General features: G+C 60.2%; 21 protein-coding genes. 10 read left to right on the top strand and 11 right to left on the bottom strand.

The genetic code is table 11. The features are described 5' to 3' along the window. Nucleotides 1-49 precede the first annotated feature (49 nt). The 3 genes from Q1B27_RS16335 to Q1B27_RS16325 form a co-directional block, all read right to left on the bottom strand. Nucleotides 50-430 carry a cytochrome c family protein gene (locus tag Q1B27_RS16335; protein ID WP_299848895.1) on the bottom strand — a complete coding sequence of 127 codons (381 nt, stop codon included), beginning with the start codon at nucleotides 428-430 and terminating at the stop codon, nucleotides 50-52. 45 nt (nucleotides 431-475) lie between these two features. Beyond that, a complete protein-coding gene (locus tag Q1B27_RS16330) occupies nucleotides 476-1,366 on the bottom strand; it encodes an FAD:protein FMN transferase (protein ID WP_299848894.1) in 891 nt (296 codons plus the stop codon). 89 nt (nucleotides 1,367-1,455) lie between these two features. Next, a complete protein-coding gene (locus tag Q1B27_RS16325; RefSeq protein WP_299848893.1) occupies nucleotides 1,456-2,373 on the bottom strand; it encodes a LysR family transcriptional regulator in 918 nt (305 codons plus the stop codon). 156 nt (nucleotides 2,374-2,529) lie between these two features. Here Q1B27_RS16325 and Q1B27_RS16320 point away from each other — a divergent pair, with 156 nt between their 5' ends. The 4 genes from Q1B27_RS16320 (at nucleotide 2,530) to Q1B27_RS16305 (ending at nucleotide 6,062) form a co-directional block, all read left to right on the top strand. Then, complete coding sequence (locus tag Q1B27_RS16320) at nucleotides 2,530-3,546, top strand: TRAP transporter substrate-binding protein (protein ID WP_299848892.1); 1,017 nt, start codon at nucleotides 2,530-2,532, stop codon at nucleotides 3,544-3,546. A gap of 62 nt (nucleotides 3,547-3,608) precedes the next feature. Then, complete coding sequence (locus Q1B27_RS16315; RefSeq protein WP_299848891.1) at nucleotides 3,609-4,211, top strand: TRAP transporter small permease; 603 nt, start codon at nucleotides 3,609-3,611, stop codon at nucleotides 4,209-4,211. Beyond that, nucleotides 4,211-5,551 carry a TRAP transporter large permease gene (locus Q1B27_RS16310; RefSeq protein ID WP_299848890.1) on the top strand — a complete coding sequence of 447 codons (1,341 nt, stop codon included), beginning with the start codon at nucleotides 4,211-4,213 and terminating at the stop codon, nucleotides 5,549-5,551. The genes Q1B27_RS16315 and Q1B27_RS16310 overlap by 1 nt, the downstream gene beginning before the upstream one ends. 25 nt (nucleotides 5,552-5,576) lie before the next feature. Continuing rightward, a complete protein-coding gene (locus Q1B27_RS16305; protein ID WP_299848889.1) occupies nucleotides 5,577-6,062 on the top strand; it encodes a universal stress protein in 486 nt (161 codons plus the stop codon). Between the two features lie 113 nt (nucleotides 6,063-6,175). Here the strand turns inward: Q1B27_RS16305 and Q1B27_RS16300 are convergent, their stop codons facing one another. Next, on the bottom strand, nucleotides 6,176-7,213 hold the full coding sequence (locus Q1B27_RS16300; protein WP_299848888.1) for a matrixin family metalloprotease: 1,038 nt from the start codon (nucleotides 7,211-7,213) through the stop codon (nucleotides 6,176-6,178). A gap of 504 nt (nucleotides 7,214-7,717) precedes the next feature. Here Q1B27_RS16300 and Q1B27_RS16295 point away from each other — a divergent pair. Beyond that, nucleotides 7,718-8,938, top strand: a complete 1,221-nt coding sequence (locus Q1B27_RS16295; RefSeq protein ID WP_299848887.1) for an FAD-binding oxidoreductase — start codon at nucleotides 7,718-7,720, stop codon at nucleotides 8,936-8,938. A gap of 120 nt (nucleotides 8,939-9,058) precedes the next feature. Here Q1B27_RS16295 and Q1B27_RS16290 read toward each other — a convergent pair whose 3' ends face one another. Then, nucleotides 9,059-9,946 carry a hypothetical protein gene (locus tag Q1B27_RS16290; RefSeq protein ID WP_299848886.1) on the bottom strand — a complete coding sequence of 296 codons (888 nt, stop codon included), beginning with the start codon at nucleotides 9,944-9,946 and terminating at the stop codon, nucleotides 9,059-9,061. Nucleotides 9,947-10,216: 270 nt separating this feature from the next. Beyond that, nucleotides 10,217-10,687: a manganese-binding transcriptional regulator MntR gene (mntR, locus tag Q1B27_RS16285; protein WP_299848885.1), complete on the bottom strand. Its 471-nt coding sequence runs from the start codon at nucleotides 10,685-10,687 to the stop codon at nucleotides 10,217-10,219. Between the two features lie 93 nt (nucleotides 10,688-10,780). On the opposite strand from mntR, the gene Q1B27_RS16280 reads away from it, so the two are divergent. The 4 genes from Q1B27_RS16280 to phnE are packed head-to-tail and all read left to right on the top strand — an operon-like array spanning nucleotide 10,781 to nucleotide 15,091. Continuing rightward, a complete protein-coding gene (locus Q1B27_RS16280) occupies nucleotides 10,781-12,667 on the top strand; it encodes a cytochrome c peroxidase (protein ID WP_299848884.1) in 1,887 nt (628 codons plus the stop codon). Further along, nucleotides 12,667-13,533, top strand: a complete 867-nt coding sequence (locus tag Q1B27_RS16275; RefSeq protein ID WP_299848883.1) for a phosphate/phosphite/phosphonate ABC transporter substrate-binding protein — start codon at nucleotides 12,667-12,669, stop codon at nucleotides 13,531-13,533. Before Q1B27_RS16280 ends, Q1B27_RS16275 begins: the two co-directional genes overlap by 1 nt. Then, the gene (locus Q1B27_RS16270; RefSeq protein WP_299848882.1) at nucleotides 13,530-14,333 is read left to right on the top strand and encodes a phosphonate ABC transporter ATP-binding protein; all 804 of its coding nucleotides are present in this window, start codon (nucleotides 13,530-13,532) and stop codon (nucleotides 14,331-14,333) included. Before Q1B27_RS16275 ends, Q1B27_RS16270 begins: the two co-directional genes overlap by 4 nt. Then, complete coding sequence (gene phnE, locus Q1B27_RS16265) at nucleotides 14,333-15,091, top strand: phosphonate ABC transporter, permease protein PhnE (RefSeq protein WP_299848881.1); 759 nt, start codon at nucleotides 14,333-14,335, stop codon at nucleotides 15,089-15,091. The genes Q1B27_RS16270 and phnE overlap by 1 nt, the downstream gene beginning before the upstream one ends. A 314-nt stretch (nucleotides 15,092-15,405) precedes the next feature. Here the strand turns inward: phnE and Q1B27_RS16260 are convergent, their stop codons facing one another. The 3 genes from Q1B27_RS16260 to Q1B27_RS16250 are packed head-to-tail and all read right to left on the bottom strand — an operon-like array spanning nucleotide 15,406 to nucleotide 19,554. After that, entirely contained in the window at nucleotides 15,406-17,487 is a 2,082-nt protein-coding gene (locus Q1B27_RS16260) for an acetate--CoA ligase family protein (RefSeq protein WP_299848880.1), read from the bottom strand. A 3-nt stretch (nucleotides 17,488-17,490) separates the two neighbouring features. Further along, nucleotides 17,491-18,651: an acyl-CoA dehydrogenase family protein gene (locus tag Q1B27_RS16255; RefSeq protein WP_299848879.1), complete on the bottom strand. Its 1,161-nt coding sequence runs from the start codon at nucleotides 18,649-18,651 to the stop codon at nucleotides 17,491-17,493. 12 nt (nucleotides 18,652-18,663) lie between these two features. Beyond that, nucleotides 18,664-19,554: a 3-keto-5-aminohexanoate cleavage protein gene (locus Q1B27_RS16250; RefSeq protein ID WP_299848878.1), complete on the bottom strand. Its 891-nt coding sequence runs from the start codon at nucleotides 19,552-19,554 to the stop codon at nucleotides 18,664-18,666. Between the two features lie 129 nt (nucleotides 19,555-19,683). On the opposite strand from Q1B27_RS16250, the gene Q1B27_RS16245 reads away from it, so the two are divergent. Continuing rightward, nucleotides 19,684-20,742: a GlxA family transcriptional regulator gene (locus Q1B27_RS16245; RefSeq protein ID WP_299848877.1), complete on the top strand. Its 1,059-nt coding sequence runs from the start codon at nucleotides 19,684-19,686 to the stop codon at nucleotides 20,740-20,742. Between the two features lie 191 nt (nucleotides 20,743-20,933). Here the strand turns inward: Q1B27_RS16245 and Q1B27_RS16240 are convergent, their stop codons facing one another. Both Q1B27_RS16240 and Q1B27_RS16235 read right to left on the bottom strand, forming a co-directional pair. After that, complete coding sequence (locus Q1B27_RS16240) at nucleotides 20,934-21,875, bottom strand: 3-hydroxyacyl-CoA dehydrogenase NAD-binding domain-containing protein (protein WP_299848876.1); 942 nt, start codon at nucleotides 21,873-21,875, stop codon at nucleotides 20,934-20,936. A 3-nt stretch (nucleotides 21,876-21,878) separates the two neighbouring features. Then, entirely contained in the window at nucleotides 21,879-22,685 is an 807-nt protein-coding gene (locus Q1B27_RS16235) for a carnitinyl-CoA dehydratase (RefSeq protein WP_299848875.1), read from the bottom strand.

Below are 22,685 nucleotides of genomic sequence, written 5' to 3'. Positions count from 1 at the left end.
GCGCCGCGACACATGCCGCAGCACCTTCTTTGAAGTCAGTTTAAGACCCTTACTGGAAGGTCTCGAGATAGGCGATCACGTTGGCCACGTCCGCTTCCTTGCGCAGACCCGCAAAGGACATCTTGGTGCCATCCATGAAATCCTTGGGTTTGGTCAGGAAGGCCGACAGTGATTCCGCATCCCAGACCAGGCCACCCTCAGCCATTGTTTTCAGCGCATCGGAATATTTGAAATCCGCATTCGCGCCGGCAGGCGCACCAACGATGCCGTTCAGGATCGGGCCAACCTTGTTTTTGGCTCCGTCACCTACCGCATGGCAGGCCTTGCATTTCTTAAAGACTTTCTCGCCTTTCTCCGCGTCACCTTCGGCGAACGCCGGAGCCGCAAAAACGCCTGCCATCAGGGCCGCGCCAACAAGCTGTTTGATCATCCTATTTCTCCTTCGGTCTAGATACGTGGGGTCAGATTTGTAGCGTCAGATCAGTGTTTCAATCGTGGCATCCGGGTAGGATGTAAGGCAACCAACCATTTTGTCGCGTGGTAGCAGGCAAAGCGCTGTCGAAAGCCCGTCGGCCACGGCAGCAGTGTTGGCGGAGACCGAGACCAACTGATAGCGGGGCGGGGCCATCGGATCACGCGGATCAATGATATGCCCCAGTCCGGCGGCGGGCGACAGCACCGTGCCCATCGGCGCCGAGGTCGCCAATGCGCGATCACTCAGCGTGATGCGGTTCACAAGGCTTTGATCGGGCAGGGCAATGCCCACCTGCCAAGGCTTCGATCCGATTGCAGCGATCTCACCCATGTCGATCAGGACATCGCTCAACCCCTTGGATCGCAGCAGGGCGGCAATCCGATCGGTGATATAGCCTTGGGCGATGCCGTTCAGGGTCAGCGCGCCACCCTGTTCGATCCGGATCTCTTCGGCGTCAAAGCGCAGACGATGCCAGCCGGGCTGTGCCAGAAGGTCAGGCGCAATATCCTGACCGGTCGCGGTTGCAAACCCCTGCCAGACCGGCTGAATGGTCGGATCAAACGCGCCCTCACTTGCGCGGTGCAGCCCACCACTCAGGCTCAGAACTTCCAGCAATTCAGGGGCAGGGCTGCGCAGCATGCCAGCACGGTTCAATCGAACGATCTGTGATTGAGGATGGTGCAGGCTGAAAATCCGTTCCAGACGCGCGATTTCCCTTTCAACGGTGCGGAAAATACCCTGCGCTTTGTCGGCCTCCAACCCGGTAAGTTGCATGCTGGCCGCAGCGCCCAACGCTCGCCCCTGCCAATGGATCATCGGAGCGGCCTCGGCCGCATGTCCCGCCATGGCAACCGTTGCCGCCGCGATTGACACAAAGCGCCTGCGTGTCATCGGGCCCGCACTTGCCGGAATCCTATTCAGAAACGAGTTTCCCATCTGGCAAGTCTAGCGCCCGGTCTGGTTAACGGACTTGATCTTGGTCAAGCATGCGCGCTGTTGAGGAAATTCACAAAGGTGCTCACCCGTCTGCCAGTCGAAGAACTTCTGCGCACAATTGCCGAGATGCGCGAGGTATAGGTGGCCGTGTTGTTTTGGACTTCTCGCACCAGACCCGAGGCTTCGTAGGGTTTCGCCATATGAGTCGGCAAAAATCCTAAGTAGCGACCGGAAAGTACGAGCAGAGTCAGTGCCTCTTCGTTCTGGACAAAGGCGGATTTTCGCAACTTCAGCTTTTGATGCACCGCCATGTTGGGCGAATTGAAACTGAGCCCGGCGTATGAGTATCGCCGCAGCTTATGTAAATCATGGTGATCTTCGTCGTTGTCGAACAGCGGATGCCCCTGACCGCAATAAAGCCGCATATCCTCGGTATAAAGCTCGTGATATTTCAACATCGCCGATTGTCGGTGCAGCGGCACGATCCCGACATTGAATTGGCCGTTGATCACACCCTGTTCAATCACGTTAGGCGGTTCCAGCGAAATATCCAGCGTGACCCCTGGCGCCACATCGCGGAACTTGCCGATGGCCTCGAACACTTTGGCTGATGGATTCGATGAGGAATGATCGAGACAGGCGATTTTCAGCTTGCCGGTCAGGCGGCTATGGGCCTCGTCGATCTGATCCTGAAACCGGTCGATGGCGATGAACAGGTCCTCGGCGGCGATCAAGACCTGCTCACCATCCGAAGTCAGCGAAAACCCTGCCGGTCCGCGATGGCACAGTTTCATCCCGACCCGTGTTTCAAGGTCCGAAATATGTTTGCTGATCGTTGATCGACCTATGTTCAGCTCGAATTCAGCCGCCGTGAACCCACCACAATCCACCACGGTTCGAAAAATATCCAACAGCTTGATATCGACATCCGAAACCCGGCTGATCACCGATTTTTTGGCCATTAAAAGGTTTCCAATTTGGCAAACTTTACGTCACTAACTTTGTATTACCTGCACGCAATTTGCAAACTATAAACCGCGCAGGGGATCATAAGGCTTGGACAAGGGACAGTTTGCCTTATGATCGACCGAACGTGTCTAACAGCGGGAGAGAACCACATGACATTCGTAAAGACATTTACAACCTTTGCGGCAGCAGCGTCCGTCGCGGCGCTGACATTTGCTGCACCGGCATTTGCCAAGAACTTCAAGATTGCCGTCGGCGACAGCGGCGGATCCAGCCAGGAAGCCACCGGTCTGGCCTTTGTTTCGGCCCTCGAAGAGCTTTCGGGCGGCAAGCATACAGCCACACTTTTCCTCAACGGCCAGCTCGGCTCGGAACAGGACACCGTCAACGACGCGGCCATTGGCACGCTCGACATGTCGCTTCTGGCGGTCAACAACATCACGCCGTTTTCGCCTTCGGTTGGTGTTTTCACCCTGCCATACGTGATCCTCAGCCTGGAAGACGCCGAAACGCTGACACAAGGTGAAATCGGCGCAGAGCTGACCGAAAACACCATCAACGACGCCGGTGTGCGGATCATCGCCTGGACCTATACCGGGTTCCGTCGCCTGACCAACTCGAAAAAGCCGGTCACCTCGGTTGCTGATCTCGAAGGTCTGGTCATCCGCGTTCCCAAGAACGAAATCATGATCGACACCTACAAATCCTGGGGCATCAGCCCGACACCGATGGCCTGGTCGGAAACCTTTGCCGGCCTGCAGACCAAAGTTGTCGATGGTCAGGACAACCCCTACACCACCATCAACGCGATGAAGTTCTACGAAGTTCAGAAATACGTGACCAACATCCGTTACATCTTCTCGATCGAACCGCTGATCATCTCTGAGCAGCTGTTCCAGGAGCTTTCGGAAGAAGATCAGAACATCGTTCTGGAAGCCGGCAAACAGGCAACCGCCGCATCGGCCCAGTTCCTGCGCGACAAGGAAGCCGAGATCAAGCAGATCCTGCTGGATAAAGGCATGGAGATCATGGACCCCGAGAACAACGAACAGGAGTTCATTGATCTGGCAACCGCAGCTGTCTGGCCGAAATTCTACGACAGCATCGGCGGCATCGAAAAAATGAACGAGGTGCTGGCCGCCATCGGCCGCGATCCAGTCTCGGAATAATCAGAACCCAACAAAAAAGAAGGCGCCCTCGGGCGCCTTCTGCATAAGACAGAGAGGGGCAAATGACAAAATTCTGGGGAATACTCAACAACATCGAGAGCTACATATGTCGCACGTTGCTTGCGATATTTGTGTGCCTGCTTTTCCTGCAGGTCGTCGTGCGGACACTTTTCGACTTCTCGTTTTCGTGGATCGAGGAACTGTCCGTCTACATGTTCGTCTGGTTCGTCTTCTTTGGCGCCAGCTACGCCGCCAAGATGGGTGCGCATAACCGGGTGACATTCCAGTTCAAGTTCTTGCCGCCTCGCGCGATCAAGTTCATCGAGGCATTTGCAGACCTGTTCTGGATCTTCTTCAACGTCTATTTCGTCTATCTGGCAATTGATTTCATCTTCAACAAGATGAACAAGTTCCAGTCGTCGCAGACGTTGGGATTTCACCTCAGCTGGGTCTATATCGTCCTGCCAATTGCTTTCACACTGATGACCATTCGCGTCATTCAGGTGAATTACAGAAAAATCATCCTGGACGAAGACATGCGCGATCCTGACGCGATCGACCTTGACGAAGTGCGCGCCGAGACCGAAATGGCCGAAGCCGCCCACAAGGAAGACATCAGAGCCGAAATTGAATCGGCCCATAAAGACGAGCAGGGGGACAAATAATGGAATCGCAAATCGTACTCATACTGTTCGGTGGCTTCCTGCTGCTGCTGTTTATCGGTGCGCCGATCACGGTGGCTCTGGGCGTCTCGACGCTGATCTCGTTCATCTACCTGGACGAAAACCCGATCAAGTTTGTGCAGATCGCCTTCACCTCGGTGGGCTCCTTCCCGCTGATGGCGTTGCCGGCGTTCATTCTGGCCGGGGCCCTGATGGAAGCTGCGGGGTTATCCCGAAGGCTTATCAACGTCGCCGAAAGCTTTGCCGGGCCCTTCACCGGCGGCATGTCGGCGGCGACGGTCTTTGCCTGCCTGTTCTTCGGCGCGATCTCGGGGTCGGGTCCGGCCACCACCGCCGCCGTGGGCATGCTGATGATCCCGGCCATGATCGACCGGAACTACAGCCGAAGCTACTCGTCCGCCATTACCGCCTCGTCGGGTGGTCTTGGTATCGTCATCCCGCCCTCGATCCCGCTGATCATCTTCGGCATCGCGGCGCTTGGCATGCCGCCCCCCCCGGAAGCGGTGGAACAGCACGGTGTGTTCCAGACGGTTTCGATCCCGAAACTGTTCATCGCCGGTTTCCTTCCCGCCTTCCTGATTGCGGGCAGCCTGCTGATCATGAACTACATCCTGTCCAAGAAACACGGATACAAAGGCAACTCGGATGGCTGGTCTGCCCGCCATATCTGGTGCGAAATGTATCGTGGCTTCTGGGCGCTGATGGCACCGGTCGTGATCCTGGGTGGCATCTACTCGGGCTTCTTTACCCCGACCGAGGCCGCGATCGTTGCGATCTTCTACACCCTGATCGTCGGCGCGTTCATCTACCGGGAGCTTAGCTGGGAGAAACTGTTCACCGCACTTGAAACCACGACCTGGCTCACAGGGCGGGTGCTTCTGATCATGTTCACCGCTACGGTGTTCGGTCGTCTTCTGGTCGAAAACCAGATCCCGGCGATCATCGCGGACGGGATGCTGTCGATCACCGACAACATCTACATCATCTGGACGCTGGTCATATTCTTCCTGCTCTTTGTGGGCATGTTCATGGAGACGCTGGCCACCATCCTGATCCTGGTGCCGGTGATGCTGCCGGTGGCCTACAGCGTGGGGATCGACCCGATCCACTTCGGCGTGGTCATGGTCTGCTGCCTCGGTATCGGCTTCCAGACGCCACCTCTGGGCGAGAACCTCTTTATCGCCTCGGGCATATCGAACATCTCGATCGAACAGATATCGGTGGCGGCCCTGCCGTTCGCCTTCATCAATACGATCGCGATCTTCATCATTGCCTTTGTCCCCGAAATTGCGCTGTGGCTGCCACGGTTCTTTGGATATTAGGTCGTGAACAGAAAGGATCTGAAAAATGTTACCTGAGATAAAAGATATCCTGTTTGCGACCGACCTTTCGGGGAATGCCGACAATGCGCTGCGCCATGCCCTCGGGCTGGCCAAGTCGCAAGGGGCCAAGGTGCATGTGCTGCATGTAACCGAGCCCCTGTCGCAGGATGCGATTATCACCCTGAAGATGTTCCTTCAGGATGAAGCATCCCGACAGGCCGCGATCAAGGACCGCCACAATTCGGTCAAGGAAATGCTGAAGGAAAATCAGCAGTCCTTTGTCGCGGCTCTCGATGATGAGGATAAATCGGCCTACGAGATGGTCGCGTCTGTCGAGTTGATCGACGGGCACGATGCTGAAACCATCCTCAAACGCGCGGCAGAGCTGAATTGCGGGCTGATCGTGATGGGCACCCATGAACAGGGCACCGGTCACACTTATATCGGCACTGTGGTGAAACGTGTTCTGAGGCGCTCGACCATACCAACACTGGTTGTGCCGAACACCTGACGCAATTGCGTTGCTGAACGCGGTACTGGATAAACACCGAAAACCCCGCCGATACAGGCGGGGTTTTTACTTTAGCAGATGTCGTATTGCCACCTCTTGAGGTAGCAGGCAAATCAGAACAGGAAGTCGCTGGCATCCAGTGCATGCAGATCGACATTCTGCAACAGGATCCAGCTATCTGCCCCGGTATCAATGCGAACATTGCCGTTTAGTTGCGTGGCCGCCCCCGCAACATCGCCAAAGGTGCTGATCCCGCTCACTGCGCTCAGGTCGATCTTTTCTGCTGCATTTCCGGTGTTGAAATCGGCAATCGTGTCCTGGCCATGACCGTCGTCGAAGATGAACGTATCAGCGCCGTTGCCACCTTTCAGGAAATCATTGCCACTACCGCCATCCAGGACATCGTCGCCCGACCCGGCCCGCAACTTGTCGTTCTGCGCACCGCCTTCAAGCGTGTCATTGCCACTACCGCCCTTCAGCAAATCCTTGCCGTCACGTCCCATCAGAATGTCTTCGCCAGCGTTCCCGATCAGGGTATCGTTCCCGCCCGCACCGTCGATCACATCCGCACCGACAGTCCCGGCAAGCTTGTTTTTCAGATCGTCACCGGTGATGGTTGGGGTGATCGGCGGATCCGGCATCGGCGGGTCGGGTTGATCGTGATCGTCCTGCGGACCATAAATCTGGATGATGCCGTCGATATCGTCCGCCTGCAGGCCGATTTTCTTGACCGTTGGCGTCATGATCGAATCCTCGCCGACATGACCAAGGCCCAACGCATGGCCGATCTCGTGCAGAACCACGCTGGCGAACAGCAGCGGATCCGAGTTGAAACGGGCTAGTGTATCCAACAGGATGTCACCGCCAATTGCCGATCCCCAGGCTGAGGGATAAAACGCATAGCCCGCCGTGCTGCCGGGAATTTCACCAAAGAAGATGCGGATATCCGCCATGTGGCCGGTGCCCGCCGCGCCGCCCTGATCCTGGATCTGCTGAAACTCGATATCGCCATGCATTGACCATTCGGCAAAGGCGTCATCGATCACCTGCACGAAATCGTAATCGAGAAACGTTTCGCCTGTGGTCGATATCAACGTGCTGGTCCCAAATCGGGAAATATCGGTCCCGGCAGCGGCCAGGCTCCATGTCACGGTTCCCCCGGCGGTCCCAAGCGTGCTCGATCCCCACTTCGTTCCAATTACATTTGCCAATTCAGACACCTCGATTTCTGTTGTGATGCGATCTGCAACAGGTGTCGAAGTTCTCAGCGAACGCCGGGTGCCTGTTGCCCGAAACTGCGTGCCGAGACCGAAACATATTAGGGTAAATCAAAAATTAAGCATGTTTCAGCCCCGGGGTTTTGGGGACTCGGCTGGGGTGGCATTCAGATGCCGGAGGACCAGTATGCGATGCGGTGTACCCAGAATTATCTGACGAATTTTCAACGACCTAACCGGTCATATCCACTCAGGGTTGGTCGCCCCAGCGGCTCTCAGAGTGAACGGGGTGAATTTTCCTCTAGCCTGCCTGCGATTTCGGGTCGCGCAGTGGATTCGCATCGTGGAACAAAGATTGACAGACCCCTGTCCATTTGTTTCACCTCGCGTCAGGGGCAGCATTCTGACCCGATCAATTCATGACAAAGGACAGCGGTAATGAAACCGGGACTGGCCAGCACACCCGCCAATACCAGCTATGACGTGGTGATCGTCGGAGGCGCAATCATGGGGGCGGCAACCGCCTGGTTCTTGTCGGACAATCCCGATTTCCAGGGCCGTGTGCTGGTGGTCGAGCGCGACCCGAGCTACGAGAACACCTCGACCATGACAACAACGTCCTGCATGCGTCAGCAATTCTCGACCGCGCTGAATGTGCGCATTTCGCAATTCGCCGCCGATTTCGTCAAGAATCTGCGCCAGCACCTGCGCGGTGCGGCCTACGTGCCCGACCTTTCGATCCACTCCTTCGGTTACATGTACCTGGCCGATAGTGACGCGTTTGCTGATATCCTGCGCGCCAACCACGCGGTGCAACAGCAGGCGGGTGCCGCGACGCGCCTGATGACCCGGGACGAGATCGCCAAGGCCTATCCGTTCTACGCGCTGGAGGATATCGTGCTGGGGTCGATCAATACCGTGGATGAAGGCTATTTCGATGCCACCGCCGTGTTCGATGCGCTGCGCCGCGCCTCGCGTGAAGGCGGCGTCGAATACATCGCGAACGAGGTCGTTGCCATGACCCGTAACGCCGCGGGTACGCGGGTAGAAAGCGTGACACTGAAGACCGGTGAAGTGGTTGCCTGTGGCCAGATTGTGAACGCGTCGGGTCCGCGCGCCGACCGGACCGCGCGCATGGCCGGGATCGACTTGCCGGTCGAGCCACGCAAACGTTATTCCTGGATTTTCAAGGCCGAGCAGCCGCTGGAAGTTGATCTGCCGCTGACCATCGACCCGTCGGGCCTGCATGTGCGCGAAAACGGCGGCGGCACCTATCAGGTGGGCGCGCATTTCGGCGCTGATCCGCGGGTCGAATATGATGATTTCACCCTGGATCACAACCTGTGGGAGGCCGAGGTCTGGCCCATCATCGCCACCCGCATTCCGCAATTCGAGGCGGTCCGCCTGCAAAGCACTTGGGCGGGTCATTACGCGATGAACACCTTTGATCATAACGCGATCATGGGGCCACATGACGAGGTTGAGAATTTCATCTTTCTCAACGGGTTTTCCGGCCATGGGATACAGCAGGCCCCGGCGATGGGGCGCGGCACCGCCGAATGGTTGACCTATGGCGCCTACCGCACGCTGGACCTGACGGATTTCAACTTCACACGCATCCCGAAAGGCCTCCCAATGGTTGAGCGGGCGGTGATCTGAACGTCCACATTGCCGCGCATTCATGTCCTGCCTGGCTAATGCTCCCATCCGGCCTACTAAACAAAAGACGAGCCCCGGGGGCTCGCCTTCTTCCTTCAAGGGGTGTTTCTAGCCGAATTTTCAGCCCGGTCGCTTGACGCAGACCGAGATGACAACCCTCGCGTTCGGATCGTCGGTGATCAGGCGCAGTTCCACAATTGCCCTGCCGCTGACATCCGCAGTTTCACCAACCTGATCCAGCGTCGTCTTTAGCACGCCGTTGACCCTGACCTCGACCTTGCCCAGCTTTGCGCCGGACCGCTCTGTCAGACGAAAGCGATAGAGCGCTTTGTCGGGGACGAACTGAAACGCTTTTTTGGAAATGCCGGTCACGGTGATGGGATCAAGGCAATTATCCGCAACCGCACCCGTGACGACACCCCCGCCGAAAAGCTCGATCAGGTCATCAATCACCCTGAATAATTCGGCCACCTTTGCCTCGGTTTTTTCGGGCACCAGCTTCAGCAGAACAAGGATGCGCAGAATAAGCAGCAGTATCGTCTTGATGCGTATGAACATGGCCGGCCCATCGAAAAAATCGGTGTCGATGAGGGGCTGTCCGACATGCGCAATATCGGCCTTTGTCAGATCCGTCTCGCCACCGCAGATGATATCCCCAAGCGCACCGATCTGTTCGATGTCATATTCGGCGATATCGTTGACAAAACTGCGCTCATCATAGGGCAGGATCATCTCGGACCGGGTGTTCAGCACCGCCTCGGAAAGATCGAACATCGCGTTCAGCTTGCGCCCCAGATCGCTCAGAACGGCCATGTGATCATTGCTTACTGCGTCATCGGGTACTGCGTTCAGGGCCGCGGTCAACACGTAACACACCTTCTGCACCCGATTGCTGATCGCGCCGAATTGCATGTCATCATTGGCCGCAAGCGGGGCCAGATGGGCAAAGCGATCAAGCTGACCCATTGTATCGTTTTTGAAGGTCTTGAACTCAAAAATTACAGTCATTTAACGTCTCCATAATTGTTAAGGCCAGCCGCGTTGACGAGGTAAAAATTACCCTCCACATACTGGCGATGGTTTCCCGCAAACCGGTGACTGCTGTCTGTCCAGGCTTGCAGTGTTAACCACGGCGGGACATCCGCTAAAGTTGCAAGGAAAGCGGGAAACTCCGCTATAAGTCATTCACGATTTCGTGTGAGAGCAGGGCTAATCATATGCCTGAAATCCTTCAGGCACGGTCAAACAGCGTCATTCAATCGGAAAAGGCGCTACCGTCTAGCGGTATTTGCGCCGTGATCTCAGGAAAGCTTCAAACGCCCGCAAGGTGGCGCCGCTGACATGGTGTTCGATGCCTTCCGCGTCGCGCGCCGCAATCTCCTCGTCGATGCCAAGTGCCATCAGGAACGACAAGACCGTCTGGTGCCGTGCGCGGCAGGCTTCTGCCAATTCCTCACCGGCTTCGGTCAGAAAGATCGAGCGATAGCGCTCCCGGCGCACCAACCCGTCACGGGTCAGCCGGGCTAGGTTCTTGGTCACGGTAGGTGGCTTTACCCCCAGCCGTTCGGCCATGTCCACCGGGCGCGCTTCGCCGGTGGCCTCGATCAACTCGGCAATCAGCTCGACATAATCTTCGGCCATCTCGCTTTCATGCGCCTGCCGGACACGGGCGAACCCGTCTGCCTGCGCATCGACGGTGCGATCTTCGGACGGGGAAAGGTCGTCGATATCCGGGGATGTTTCGCTCATTCCACCATCCTAGTAATTTTCATAACCGATTGACAACTCATTACCTGATGCTAGATATATTAGCCAAGGCTAACTTTACAAGAGGCGACTCACATGACCATGCTGCGGCGGTTGCAAATCACCCTGTCTTTCGGGCTTGCGATAATGCTCATGACCGCGCAGGCGGTACATGCCACGGCGGCAAAAGAAGCGCCTTGGCTGCCCGAGGCTGCGGCCTATCGCCTGACGCTCTTTCTGGGCAATCTGGCCCCGGTCCCGTGGGACGCGATGCAGGACGCGTGGCAAGACCCTTACCGCGGATCGCAGTTCAGCCAGGGCGCGCTGGCGCGCCTGACAAGCAAGAGCAACGTTGATACCTCCGATCTGGAAAGTGCCATCGCCGCCCAGGATCGTGCCGGCACCTATGCCGCCGCCACCCGCCTGATTGCCGCGCGCATCAACGAAGAGCTGGACCGCGCCCTTGCCGCCGAAGCGCCTGCCACCGCGCAGGCCGCCGTGGCCGAGGCGCAGGAGCTTTACCGCGCCTTTGGCGATCACCTCAAGGCCGCCGATCCCGGGGCTGCGCGTGATATCGGGCGCGCCTGGCTGGAACTAACCAGCGCCACGGGCTCCGCCGGTGTGCTGGGGGCCGGAACGCAGGACGCTGACCGCGACGCGATGACAGCCGCCCGCGCGGTGATTTCCGACTACCTGACCGCCAATTACCTGCCCGACAGCTTTGCCCCGCGCGCAACGCTAACCGCCATCCCCGAAACCGTCCACCTGAGTGGCGCGGATGTCGCCCTGCGGCCCTTGCTGCCGCCCGGCAGCGACATCTTTGATCAGGATCCGCTGCCGCGCCTTGTGCTGAAATTCGAGGAACAGGGCATCGACGAAAAAGACCTGCCGCTGATTGCCTATGGCGACATGCTGTTTGACAGTGCGCAGATCTTCGGCAGCCCGGCCAGCGACCTCGGCATCGCCTGTTCGACCTGTCACAACCGTTCGGACATCAACAACCGCCTGTTTATCCCCGGTGCCAGCCACCAGCCCGGCGCCATCGACGTGGACGGGGCGTTTTTCAACCCGATCTTCAACGACCGCCGCGATGACCCGATTGATACGCCCTCGCTGCGGGGGTTGCGTTTCACCGGGCCTTACGGGCGCGATGGCCGCTTCGGCAGCCTGCATGATTTCACCCGCAACGTGATCGTAAACGAATTCGGCGGGGCCGAACCCACGCCGTTCATGCTCGACGCACTGGTGGCCTATATGCAGGAGTTCGATTTCCTGCCCAATTCGATGCTGAACGCACAGGGCGAACTGACCGACAAGGCCCCCGAGGCCGCCTTCCGCGGCGAAGAGATATTCAACCGTCCCTTCGCCCAGATGGATGGCAATTCCTGCGCCTCGTGCCACATCCCCTCGGCCAATTTCCTGGATCGCAAGGCGCATGATATCGGCTCGGCCGCGCCTGCCTATGACGGTGCCCGCACCGGTGCCTTCGACACGCCGACGCTGCTCAGCATCGCCTATAACGCGCCCTATTTCCACGACGGCTCCTTGCCGACACTGGCCTCGGTCGTCGACTGGTTCGACAGCACCAAGGGCCTTGGCCTGACCGATGCGGAACGCGCCGATTTGACCGCCTATCTGGAAACCGTGGGCGCGGGCGATGATCCGTTCGAGGCGTTTGACGAGCGTAACACCCCGTTCCGCCTGGCCTTTGACGAACTGACCACCTTTGCCTCCACCCTCGACACGCTGCTGCCCGCGCGCGACAGCCATCACATCCTGATCCTGACAGATACGGTGGCCGCCGATCTGTCGGCGGATGCCAGCACCATGTCGAACCTCGCCGAGCGCCCCGGCATCTACCGCATGGCCGAGCTTCTGGATCAGGTGGGTGAGGCGGTGCGCGCCGAGGATTGGCAGGCCGCAAATACCCATTGGGCCGATTTCAAGGCCACTGCCAACGAACTCGACGAAAGGGTCTACTGATGAACCTCCGCCGCCGCGATTTCCTGAGCCTTGCCGCCGCCTGTGCGCTGGCCAGCACGCCCGCCCTCGCGCAGGACCAGTCCCTGAAACTGGCCTTCATCCCGCAGGAAAACCCCGAAAAGCTGCTGGGCGATATCGAGGTCATCACCGCCTGGCTCGCCGATGAAATCGGTGTCCCGGTCGAAGGTTTCGTGACCTTCGATCACGCCGCCGCCGTCGAGGCGCTGCGCAATGGCGATGCCGATATCTCGTTCATGGGCGGGTTGCCCTTCGTCTTGGCCGAAAAGGAAATCGGCGCCGTGCCGCTTTTGTCCGAGGTTTATCGCGGCGCGCCCACCTACACGGGCCGCGTCTTCGTGCGCAAGGATAGCGGCATCGAAACACTGGCCGATCTCAAGGACCGCGACATTGCCTTCGCCGATCCGATCTCGGAATCCGGTTACATGTTCCCGCTGGCCGAATTTGAAAAGGCCGGGCTGATCACCGGGCCGGACACGGCCGAGGATTTCTTTGGCCGGGTCTTCTTTGCCGGCGGTTACCAGCAGGCGATGCAGGCCATGGCCGCCGGTCTGGTCGATGCGGCGGGTGCCAGCCAGTATGCCGATCTGCTGCTCACCCCCGAACAGCAGGCCGAGATCACTTGGATCGCTGAAAGCCCGGCCATTCCCAGCCACGTGGTGATCGCGCGGCCCGGCCTTGATGCCGACCTGTCCGAACGCTTTACCGCCGCGATGCTGAAACTGAACCAGCCCGAACACAAGGCCAAGCTGGCCTATCTCTACGGCCCCGATGGCTATGTCCGCGCCGACAGCGCCGCCTATGACGGCGTGCGCGACATGGCTCAGAGTTTTGGACTGACCAATTGACCGCCGCCATCGACATCGCTGATCTGACCCTGCACCATCCCGGTGCCGAAGGGGGTAGACCGGCACTGTCGGCTATCACGCTCAGTATAAAACCTGGCGAATCCGTCGCGCTTTTGGGCGCATCCGGTGCGGGCAAGACCACGCTTCTGGCACTTTGTGACGGTCGCTTGCGGGGCTGGCGGGGCCGGGCCGACGTTCTGGGCAACGCGCTTTCGCCTGACCGGGCACCACCAAAGGCCACGCGCATCGACACCGGCTTTATCTTTCAGGAATTCGCCCTGGTCGAACGCAGCAGTGTCGAGCGCAACGTGCTCAATGGCCGCCTGGGCCGGATACCGGTGCTGGCAGCATTCTTCGGACGCCACTCGGCACTTGACCGCACTGCCACCTACAAGGCTATGACCGAAGCCGGGATCGCCGATCTGGCGCATCGCCGGGTCGACAGCCTCAGCGGCGGGCAGCGTCAGCGCGTCGCCATCGCCCGATGCCTCGCGCAGGAACCACAAATCATTCTCGCCGACGAACCGGTCAGCAATCTTGATCCGGCCCGTGCCGACGATATCCTTGGCCTGATCACCGGGGCCGCCCGTGCCCGCGGCGTCACCTCGGTCTTCAGCTCGCATCAGCCCGAACTGGCGATGCGCTTCGCTGAACGCGTGATCGGTCTGCGCGACGGCAAGCTGCAATTCGACCGCCCCGCCGCGGACGTGTCACCGCAGGACATTGCCCAGATCTACCACGACGCGGGTCCGGGCACACCGTCGCCGCCACAGAAACCCGGCCTCAGGGTGGTCACCTGATGCGCGGGCGCGATTCCGGCGGTTTCACCCTGACCCTGCTGATCGCGGGAGCGGTGCTTTGGGCTTTCGCCTCATCTGATGTTGATCTGGCGCGCCTCTTCGGTTCCGGCCCGCGCATTGCCGAGTTTCTGGGCCGCATGTGGCCGCCATCGCCTGAAATCATGAGCGAAATCCTCAAGGGATCGGCCGAAACCCTGCGCATCGCTATCCTCGGGTCACTGGGCGCGGTGATTGCGTCGGTGCCGTTGGGCGTCCTCGCGTCCGAGACAATGACACCGGGCCTCATACACCGACCCGTCCGCACCCTGCTGGCGCTCATCCGGGCGATCCCGCTTATTCTGGTGGCGATGCTGATGGTGGGTGCCGTGGGGCTGGGTCCGCTGCCGGGCATCATCGCCGTGGCGTTTCACGCCACCGGAATGCTGGCGAAATTCTACGCCGAGGCGATCGACGGTGTCGCCCGCGCGCCCATCGACGCACTTGAAAGCGCCGGGGCCAGCCCGCTTTTGCGCCTGCGCTACGCGATTTGGCCGCAAATGGCACCGGTGGTCGCGCGCGACACGATCTTCCGGTTCGAACTGAACCTGCGCGAATCCCTCGTTCTGGGCGTCGTCGGTGCGGGCGGCATTGGCTTTTACATCCAGACCTACGTGCGCAGTTTCCAATACGACAAAGCCGCCAGCGTCACCCTTGCCGTCATCCTGATGGTTGTGGTGATCGAGGGGTTCAACGTCGCATTGAGGCGCCGGTTCTCCTGACACTGAACCGATACGGGGCAGGTCAGTCAGGAATCGAATGTACAAACCGATTTGGCCGTGAACGGACATTGACGCTGACAGCGACAAGCTGCGCTATTGCCAGACCGCAGGATGGCGGCCAACGTCAATGGCGTGCACTTTATCTCGGCAAAATCAGAAAGACCTCAAAGCCTTGTGCCGACACCAGCCAATCGCCAGCCCGGGGGGCGGTCTGGCGATCGCGCGGCGGCCTTGATTCCGCGCCGGGAGTCCGTCGTCAATGTCCGCTCAGGGCCTAAAACAGACGCATGTGTTAAATCCTAAACCGAACCACTCTAAATGCGCATCAACGCATCCACCGCCAGCACATCGTCCTCGTAGACGAAAAGCGGGTTGATTTCGATCTCGGCGATCTCCGCCGCCTGCGTCACGGCAAATTCAGCCAGCGCCGCAAGGCGGCCCGCCAGCGCGGTCATGTCCACGACGCGCCCGCCGCGAAAGCCCTGCATCAGGCGGGCGACACGCAACCGCCTCAGTGCGGCTTCGATCTCGGGGGCGCCCGCGGGCAACAGCAAGGTTTCCGCATCCCCCACCAGTTCCACCAGCACCCCGCCGCTGCCCAGCGTCATGGCCAGGCCGAATTGCGCATCCTGCCGGATGCCCACCACCAGTTCGGCGATGGGCAGCGGGGCCATCGCCTCGATCAGGAACGCGTCGCGCACGGCCCGCAGGTCATAGGCCGTGACATCGGCGCACATCTTCTCGGACGCGCGCACCAGCGCCTCGGGCGTCTTGATGCCGATTGCCACCGCCCCGGCTTCGGTCTTGTGGGCTAACTGGTCGCTCATCATTTTCAGGGCAACCGGATAGCCCACCGCCTGCGCCGCCGCGGTCAGCCCGTCGCCGGGCACCACGCGGCCGTCGGGCATTGGCACCACATTCGCCAGCCGGGCCTTGCCCTCGGCCTCGGTCATGAAACCGGCGTCGCGGGTCGTCACGGTTAAGAGCGGGGCGGGGGGGCTGGCCATGATCCGGTCGCGAGCGCCCTGCCACCATGCGGCCTGCTCCACCGCGTTCAATGCCTCGTGGATGCCCTGCATCGGGGTGATACCTTCGGCGACAAAGGCCGCGCGGATCTCGGCGCCGATATTCTCGGGCAGGGTGGCGCAGATCGCCGCCGGAATGCCCGCCTTGCGCGCCGCGCGGGCAAAGGCCATACCGTCGTTGCGATAGAGCCCTTCGGTCTCGTCCAGCCCCGGTGCCGGATAATCCTGGACCAGTACCGCCGCCTGCGCCGGCACGCCCGCCAATGCGGCCTCGAAAACCGGTGCGGTGCGTTCGGCCTGGCCCCAGATCGGCGTGGTGTAATCCAGCGGGTTCGACACCGTGGCAATGGGCGGCAGCAGGCCGGTCAGCACGTCGCGCGTGGCCGCATCGGGCGCCGGGAAATCCAGCCCGATACGCTCGGCATGATCGGCCAGCATCGTCGCCCCTCCGCCCGAGCAGGTAAAGCCCATCACCGCGCGACCCCGGGGCACCCCCGCGACGCAGATGAATTTCAGCGTTTCCAACAGCTGCGCCGGGTTGGTCACGCTGATCACGCCGATCCGGTCGAACAGCGCCTGGTAAAGCTCGTTCGCGCCCGACAGCGACCCGGTATGGCTCAGCGTCAGCGCGCCGCCGATGGCCGAGCTGCCGGTTTTCAGCGCCACCACCGGTTTGCCCGCCGTCAGCGCCTTCAGGGCCGCGCGCTCAAAGGCGGGGATATCCGCCAACCCCTCGATATGCAGGCCGATGGCGCGCACCTCGGGCTTTTCGCACAGCAGGTCGATGAATTCCGGCAGGCCCAGGTCGGCCTGATTGCCGACCGAGATCATATGCGTCAGCGGCAGCGACCGCTGGCTCATGGTGATGTCCGACGAAAACATCCCCGACTGGGTCAGGATCGCCGCGCCATAGCCCGGGCATGAGCCGCCATGGGCAAAGGGCCAGAGGGCCGCACGGTCGAGGTAATTGATCACGCCGTAGCAATTGGGGCCGACCAGCACCATGTCGCCCAGGGCGGCGCGCAACCTGTGTTCCAGCCCGCGCCCGTCCTCATGGGCCTCGCCGAACCCGGCCGAATAGCACACGATCCCACCGGCCCCCATCGCCGACAGCGCGGCCACGGCGTCCGGTACCGCGACCGCCGGGATTGCCAGAAAGACCGCATCGGGGGGCTCCGGAAGGTCGGCGATACAGGCCACGCAGGGAATGCCCGCCAGCTCTGTGCGCTTGGGGTTCACCGCCCACATTGCACCGGCAAAACCCGCGCGACGCGCCTCGCCGATGGCCACGGCGGCATCGGCCCCGCCGACAAAGGCGATATGGCGCGGGGTCAGCAACCGCTCGAAATTCTGACGCCTGGCGGGGGTCATTGGTCAGGCCCCAAGGGGCCGCAGGATCGACCGGGTGATGATATGGCGCTGGATTTCGCTGGTGCCGTCCCAGATCCGCTCGATCCGGCTGTCGCGCCAGAGCCGCTGGATCGGCAGTTCCTCCATCAGGCCCATGCCGCCGAAAATCTGCACCGTGTCATCGGCCACGCGGCCCAGCATTTCCGAGCAATAGACCTTGACCATCGCCGCATCCTCGTCCTGCAGATGCCCGGCATCAGCGCGCCGCACCGCATCTGCCACCAGCAGATCGGCGGTGCGCAGCCCTATGGTCATATCCGCCAGCCGGAAACCGGTCGCCTGAAAGGCACCGATCGGTTTGCCGAACTGTTTGCGGCTTGCGGCCCAGTCGGTCGCCAGCTCCAGCATGCGGTCGGCCTTGCCACAGCATGTCGCGCCCACCCAGATCCGCCCCATGCCCAGCCATTGCCCGGCCAGATCGAACCCCTTGCCCTCGTCGCCCAGCACCTGACCCGGGCCCAGTCGCACATCCTCGAAAATCAGCTCGTAGGTCTTGTAGCCGCGGTTGCTGACGCATTTATTGCCCTCGCGAAAGGTGACGCCCTGCATGTCGCGATCCACCAGGAACGCCGTCACGCGCTTGCGCGGCCCGCGCCGGGTCTCGTCCAGGCCGGTGGCGGCAAAGACAATCGCGAAATCCGCCATCGTCGGTGCTGAGATGAAATGCTTGGACCCGTTCAGTATCCAGTCCTCGCCATCGCACTTCGCGGTCGATTTCATCCCCATCGCATCCGATCCGGCCTCAGGCTCGGTCAACGCGAACAGCTCGCGTTTTTCGCCGCTGACGCAGGGCTTAAGGTAGGTCTCGATCTGGTCGCCCTCGCAGGCCAGCAGCAGCTCGGTCGGGCGTGCGATCCAGGAATGCAGCGCATGGCTGGTGCGGCCGAATTCGCGCTCGATCACCGCCATCTGGGTATGGGTCAGGCCGCCGCCGCCAACACTTTCCGGCAGGTTCGCCGCATAAAGCCCCAGCTCCTTGCCCTTGGCTTCGATTGCGCGGCCAATCTCCTCGGGCACCTCGCCCAGGGTGTCGACCATTTCCTCATGCGGAATGACCTCCGCGTCAAAGAAACTGCGTACCGTGTCGCGCAGCAGTGCGTCCTCGTGGGACAGATCAAAACTCACCGCTCATCTCCTTTACGCATCGGCGCCGCGCAGTTTCAGCTTGTTGCGGGCCTCCTGCGGGGTCACGGCCCGACCGCCCATGCGCTCGATGATCTCGATCACCCGGGTCACCAGCTGCCCGTTGGTCGCCAGCACGCCGCGATCAAGGAAAATGTTGTCCTCCAGCCCGACCCGCACATTGCCACCCATCGCCACTGCTGCCGCCGCTATCGGCATCTGCATCCGGCTGATCCCGAAGCTGGCCCAGCTTGCGCCCGCCGGCAGTTGCGCCTTCATCGCCGCCATGGTTTCGACCGTCTGATCGGCCCCCCACGGGATGCCCAGGCAAATCTGGAACATCGGAGGTGCTGCGATCAGCCCTTCTTCGACCATCGCCTTGGCGAAGCGGATGTGGCCCAGCTCGAACACTTCCAGTTCCGGCTTCACCCCCCATTCCTTGACCAGTTCGGCCATGCGCCGAAGCGTCGGTGGGGTCGAGATATAGATGTTGTCTCCATCGCCAAAATTCAGCGTCCCGCAATCCAGCGAACAGATTTCGGGCAGGCATTCCCTGATATGCACCAGCCGTTCCTCGGGGCCGATCATATCGGTGCCGGGGCCGGGCAGGGCAGGGTCCTCGACCGACGGCACCCAGTCGCCGCCCATCCCCGCCGTCAGGTTGATCACCACGTCCACGCCGCTGTCGCGCACCCGGCCCACAGCCTCCTTGAACAGCGCCGGATCGCGGGAGCCTTGCCCGGTCTCGGGATCACGCACATGCAGGTGCGCAATCGCGGCCCCCGCCTTGGCTGCTTCGATCGCCGCATCGGCCACTTCCTTGGGCGTCACGGGCACATGTTTGCTGCGTCCCGTCGTATCGCCGGCCCCGGTTACGGCGCAGGTCACCACCACATCGAAATTCATGTGCACTCCTCCCTTTTGGGGATAGTTTGCGGTGCGGCGCATGTAAAAGTGTCGAATATTCGCCGCTAAGATGATAGAGATGGCGAATAATCGTATCAGATGCCCAATGGCAGAAACCATGCTCACGCCATGACCGACACGCCCGATCCACCTGCTCAAATCGTCTTTGTGCTGCTGCCGCGCTTCAACATGATGAGCCTGCTCAGCCTGCTCGAACCGCTGCGCATCGCCAACTACCTTTCAACCGATCCGCTTTATGAACACAGTTATGTCTCCGCCGAAGGGGGCAGTGTCACCGCCAGCAACGGGATGAGCGTCGAAAGTGCGGCGTTACCCGACAAGCTCAGCCGCGATGACCTTGTGCTGGTGCTGGGAAGTTGGGGGGCCGAGCATTACGCCGATGCCCGGCTGATCGGCTGGTTGCGGCGGCAGGAAAGGGCGGGTCAGCGCCTTTGCGCGGTCGAGATGGCCAGCTATGTCTTTGCCCGCGCGGGACTGCTGGGCGGACGTCGTGCCACCACGCATTGGGCCTATCTGCCGGGATTTCAGGAACTTTTCCCGGATGTGCTGGCCGCCGAGCAGCTTTACACGATTGACGGTCGCATCCTCACCTGCGCCGGGTCCACCGCTGGGCTGGATCTGATGCTGCACCTCATTCAGCAGGATCACGGCGACGCGCTGGTGGCCGAGATTGCAGATAATATCATTCACCATCCTGTCCGTCCCGAGGCTGCGCCGCAGCGCCAGACACACGGGCTGGGTTTGGACAAGCTGCCCAACGCTGTCAGTGCGGCGGTCAAACTGATGGATGCCAATATTTCCGAACCACTTCCCGTGCCGCAGATCGCTTCACAGGTCGGCATTTCGCAGCGACAGCTGGAACGCCAGTTCCACCGCGCGATGGGGTGTAGCGTGGTTCAGTTCGGTTTGATCCTGCGGCTACAACATGCCCGCGTCCTGTTGATCTCAACCGATCTGGGCGTCCGCGAAATCGCCGCCGCGTCGGGGTTCAACTCGCTCTCGCATTTTGCCTACGCTTTCCGGAACTGTTTTGGCCGCCGCCCCAGCGAATACCGTCAGGCCTGGCCCGAGCAGAACGAAACGCCCAGCTGGCCGGGCACGCTGTCAAAATATCTCGAAACGCTCCGGATCAATCAGCGCATGCGCGACGATAAATCAGTCACCTAGCTGCCAGGCCAAAGTGTACACAATCCGCGTACACAGTTTACACAGTTGCAACTTCGAACCCGCTCATAGGGTGAGTAAACACGGCCACCTGCGCCCGGCTTGAAATTAACGACGCGCTGCCAACTTCACTCTGCTAAGGTTGTAGGGTATTAAAAATAATATTTTAAAATAAATAACTTCCAGGTCAATGCTCACGCATCATTTTTTAATGCGTTAAGAACCGCAACGATCTTCCGATCCCTTTCTGCGGCCATCTCTTCGAAATGCCTGTCGCCGGCGATCTCATTGCAGCCATCCACCATCCGGTCACGTAATTCTTGTGTTAATTCAGGGGCTTGCAGTCGGGTCCAGGGCCATTTCAGTGCCGGTCCGAACTGGTCCAGATTGGTTGCCATGCCGCCTTCACCGCAGGCAACATGAAACGCCATGCACTGCCCTTGCACGACCATTCGTGGCGCGGGGCCATTTTTCAAAGCAATATCAATATCTTCCGGTGTGGCCTCGCCATTTGCTACCATGTGCAGCGCCTCGCGCCACAACGCCTCCTGCAACCGCGTGGCGACAAATCCGGGGATCTCTTTTTTCATCACCAGCGGCGCTTTTCCGGCCACCTCATAGAAATCCCGCACCCATGTCACGGCCTCGGGAAGTGTTTGTTTTCCCCCGATGATTTCAACCAATGGCAACAGGTAGGGCGGGTTGAACGGATGCCCGATCACCGTTCGTTCGGGCGTTGGGCAGATCGCCTGGATGTCCGTCATCATCAGACCCGAGGTTGACGAGGCGATCACCACCTCGCGCGGCACGATCTCGCCCAGTTGGGCGTAGAGCGCTTGTTTCAACTCCAGCCTCTCAGGAGAGCTTTCTTGTATAAATTCAGCATCTTGAACGGCTTTATTCAAGTCTGAAACAACCGTTAACCGATCCCGGGATGCGCCGTCGGCCAATCCCAAGCCCGTCAGGCTGATCCATGCCGTATGCACGATCGCGTCAAAACCAACCCGTTCCGACGGGTCGTGAATGTAGGCCGTCACATCATACCCCCGCGCCAGAAAATGCGCCGCCCAACCAGCACCAATCGGCCCGGCACCTATGGTGGTGACACGGGTGACGGAATTTGGATCCGGATACATGGCCTACTCTCCCTTGAAGTTGGGTTCGCGTTTCTCCACAAACGCGGCGACCCCTTCGGCGGCATCATCTGATTTCAGCATCTTGCGATAGGTTGGCATCGGATCGGAGCGCATCTTGTGGAACGCCTGCTCCAATGGCACGCATTCAATCTCGCGCTGCACCTCCTTCACGGACTGCATCGCCAATGGTGCCGACCATGCGATCGAGGCCGCCCATTCGCGCGCCGCATCCATCAGCTGATCGGCGGGAACCACCTTGTTTACAAGGCCATAATGCGCCGCTTCCTGTGCTGTCATCCGGCGACCTAAAAGGAACATCTCCATCGCGATGTTATGCGGAATACGTCGCGGCAGGCGTTGCAAGGCCCCCGCATCGGGCACGATCCCCAATGGCATTTCAGGCAGGCCAAACTCTACATGTTCAGCGGCGATCAACAGGTCGCAGCCCATCGCCATCTCAAAGCCGCCGCCGATTGCGAGCCCGTTGATTGCGGCGATCACCGGCTTGTTCAACGCCCAGTTTTCCGTCAGGCCGGTGAAGCCTCCAAAGCCATATTCATCCGCTTCCCACCAGTTATCCAGGCTCATCTCACCGGCGTTCAGCGCCTTCAGGTCCCACCCGGCCGAGAAAATTTTGTCACCCCCGCCGGTCAGAATGGCGCAACGCAATTCCTTGTCTTCGTGCAATTCCTGGAATGCCGCGGCTAGCGCCTGGCTTGTGGGCACGTCAATCGCGTTAACCTTTGGCCGGTCCAGTGTCACTTCCATCACGTGGCCGTTGCGGACGACCTTCACGCCACTTTCAGACAT

This window comes from uncultured Roseovarius sp., assembly GCF_947489715.1.
Lineage (GTDB): Bacteria > Pseudomonadota > Alphaproteobacteria > Rhodobacterales > Rhodobacteraceae > Roseovarius.
Note: the sequence above shows the minus strand (reverse complement) of the source record. Positions and strands in the feature narration are given on the sequence as shown.

Coding starts and splice junctions, on each gene's coding strand:
- Q1B27_RS16335 (WP_299848895.1), bottom strand. CDS start 430: ATGATCAAACAGCTTGTTGGCGCGGCCCTGATGGCAGGCGTTTTTGCG.
- Q1B27_RS16330 (WP_299848894.1), bottom strand. CDS start 1,366: ATGACACGCAGGCGCTTTGTGTCAATCGCGGCGGCAACGGTTGCCATG.
- Q1B27_RS16325 (WP_299848893.1), bottom strand. CDS start 2,373: ATGGCCAAAAAATCGGTGATCAGCCGGGTTTCGGATGTCGATATCAAG.
- Q1B27_RS16320 (WP_299848892.1), top strand. CDS start 2,530: ATGACATTCGTAAAGACATTTACAACCTTTGCGGCAGCAGCGTCCGTC.
- Q1B27_RS16315 (WP_299848891.1), top strand. CDS start 3,609: ATGACAAAATTCTGGGGAATACTCAACAACATCGAGAGCTACATATGT.
- Q1B27_RS16310 (WP_299848890.1), top strand. CDS start 4,211: ATGGAATCGCAAATCGTACTCATACTGTTCGGTGGCTTCCTGCTGCTG.
- Q1B27_RS16305 (WP_299848889.1), top strand. CDS start 5,577: ATGTTACCTGAGATAAAAGATATCCTGTTTGCGACCGACCTTTCGGGG.
- Q1B27_RS16295 (WP_299848887.1), top strand. CDS start 7,718: ATGAAACCGGGACTGGCCAGCACACCCGCCAATACCAGCTATGACGTG.
- Q1B27_RS16290 (WP_299848886.1), bottom strand. CDS start 9,946: ATGACTGTAATTTTTGAGTTCAAGACCTTCAAAAACGATACAATGGGT.
- mntR (WP_299848885.1), bottom strand. CDS start 10,687: ATGAGCGAAACATCCCCGGATATCGACGACCTTTCCCCGTCCGAAGAT.
- Q1B27_RS16280 (WP_299848884.1), top strand. CDS start 10,781: ATGACCATGCTGCGGCGGTTGCAAATCACCCTGTCTTTCGGGCTTGCG.
- Q1B27_RS16275 (WP_299848883.1), top strand. CDS start 12,667: ATGAACCTCCGCCGCCGCGATTTCCTGAGCCTTGCCGCCGCCTGTGCG.
- phnE (WP_299848881.1), top strand. CDS start 14,333: ATGCGCGGGCGCGATTCCGGCGGTTTCACCCTGACCCTGCTGATCGCG.
- Q1B27_RS16260 (WP_299848880.1), bottom strand. CDS start 17,487: ATGACCCCCGCCAGGCGTCAGAATTTCGAGCGGTTGCTGACCCCGCGC.
- Q1B27_RS16250 (WP_299848878.1), bottom strand. CDS start 19,554: ATGAATTTCGATGTGGTGGTGACCTGCGCCGTAACCGGGGCCGGCGAT.
- Q1B27_RS16245 (WP_299848877.1), top strand. CDS start 19,684: ATGACCGACACGCCCGATCCACCTGCTCAAATCGTCTTTGTGCTGCTG.
- Q1B27_RS16240 (WP_299848876.1), bottom strand. CDS start 21,875: ATGTATCCGGATCCAAATTCCGTCACCCGTGTCACCACCATAGGTGCC.
- Q1B27_RS16235 (WP_299848875.1), bottom strand. CDS start 22,685: ATGTCTGAAAGTGGCGTGAAGGTCGTCCGCAACGGCCACGTGATGGAA.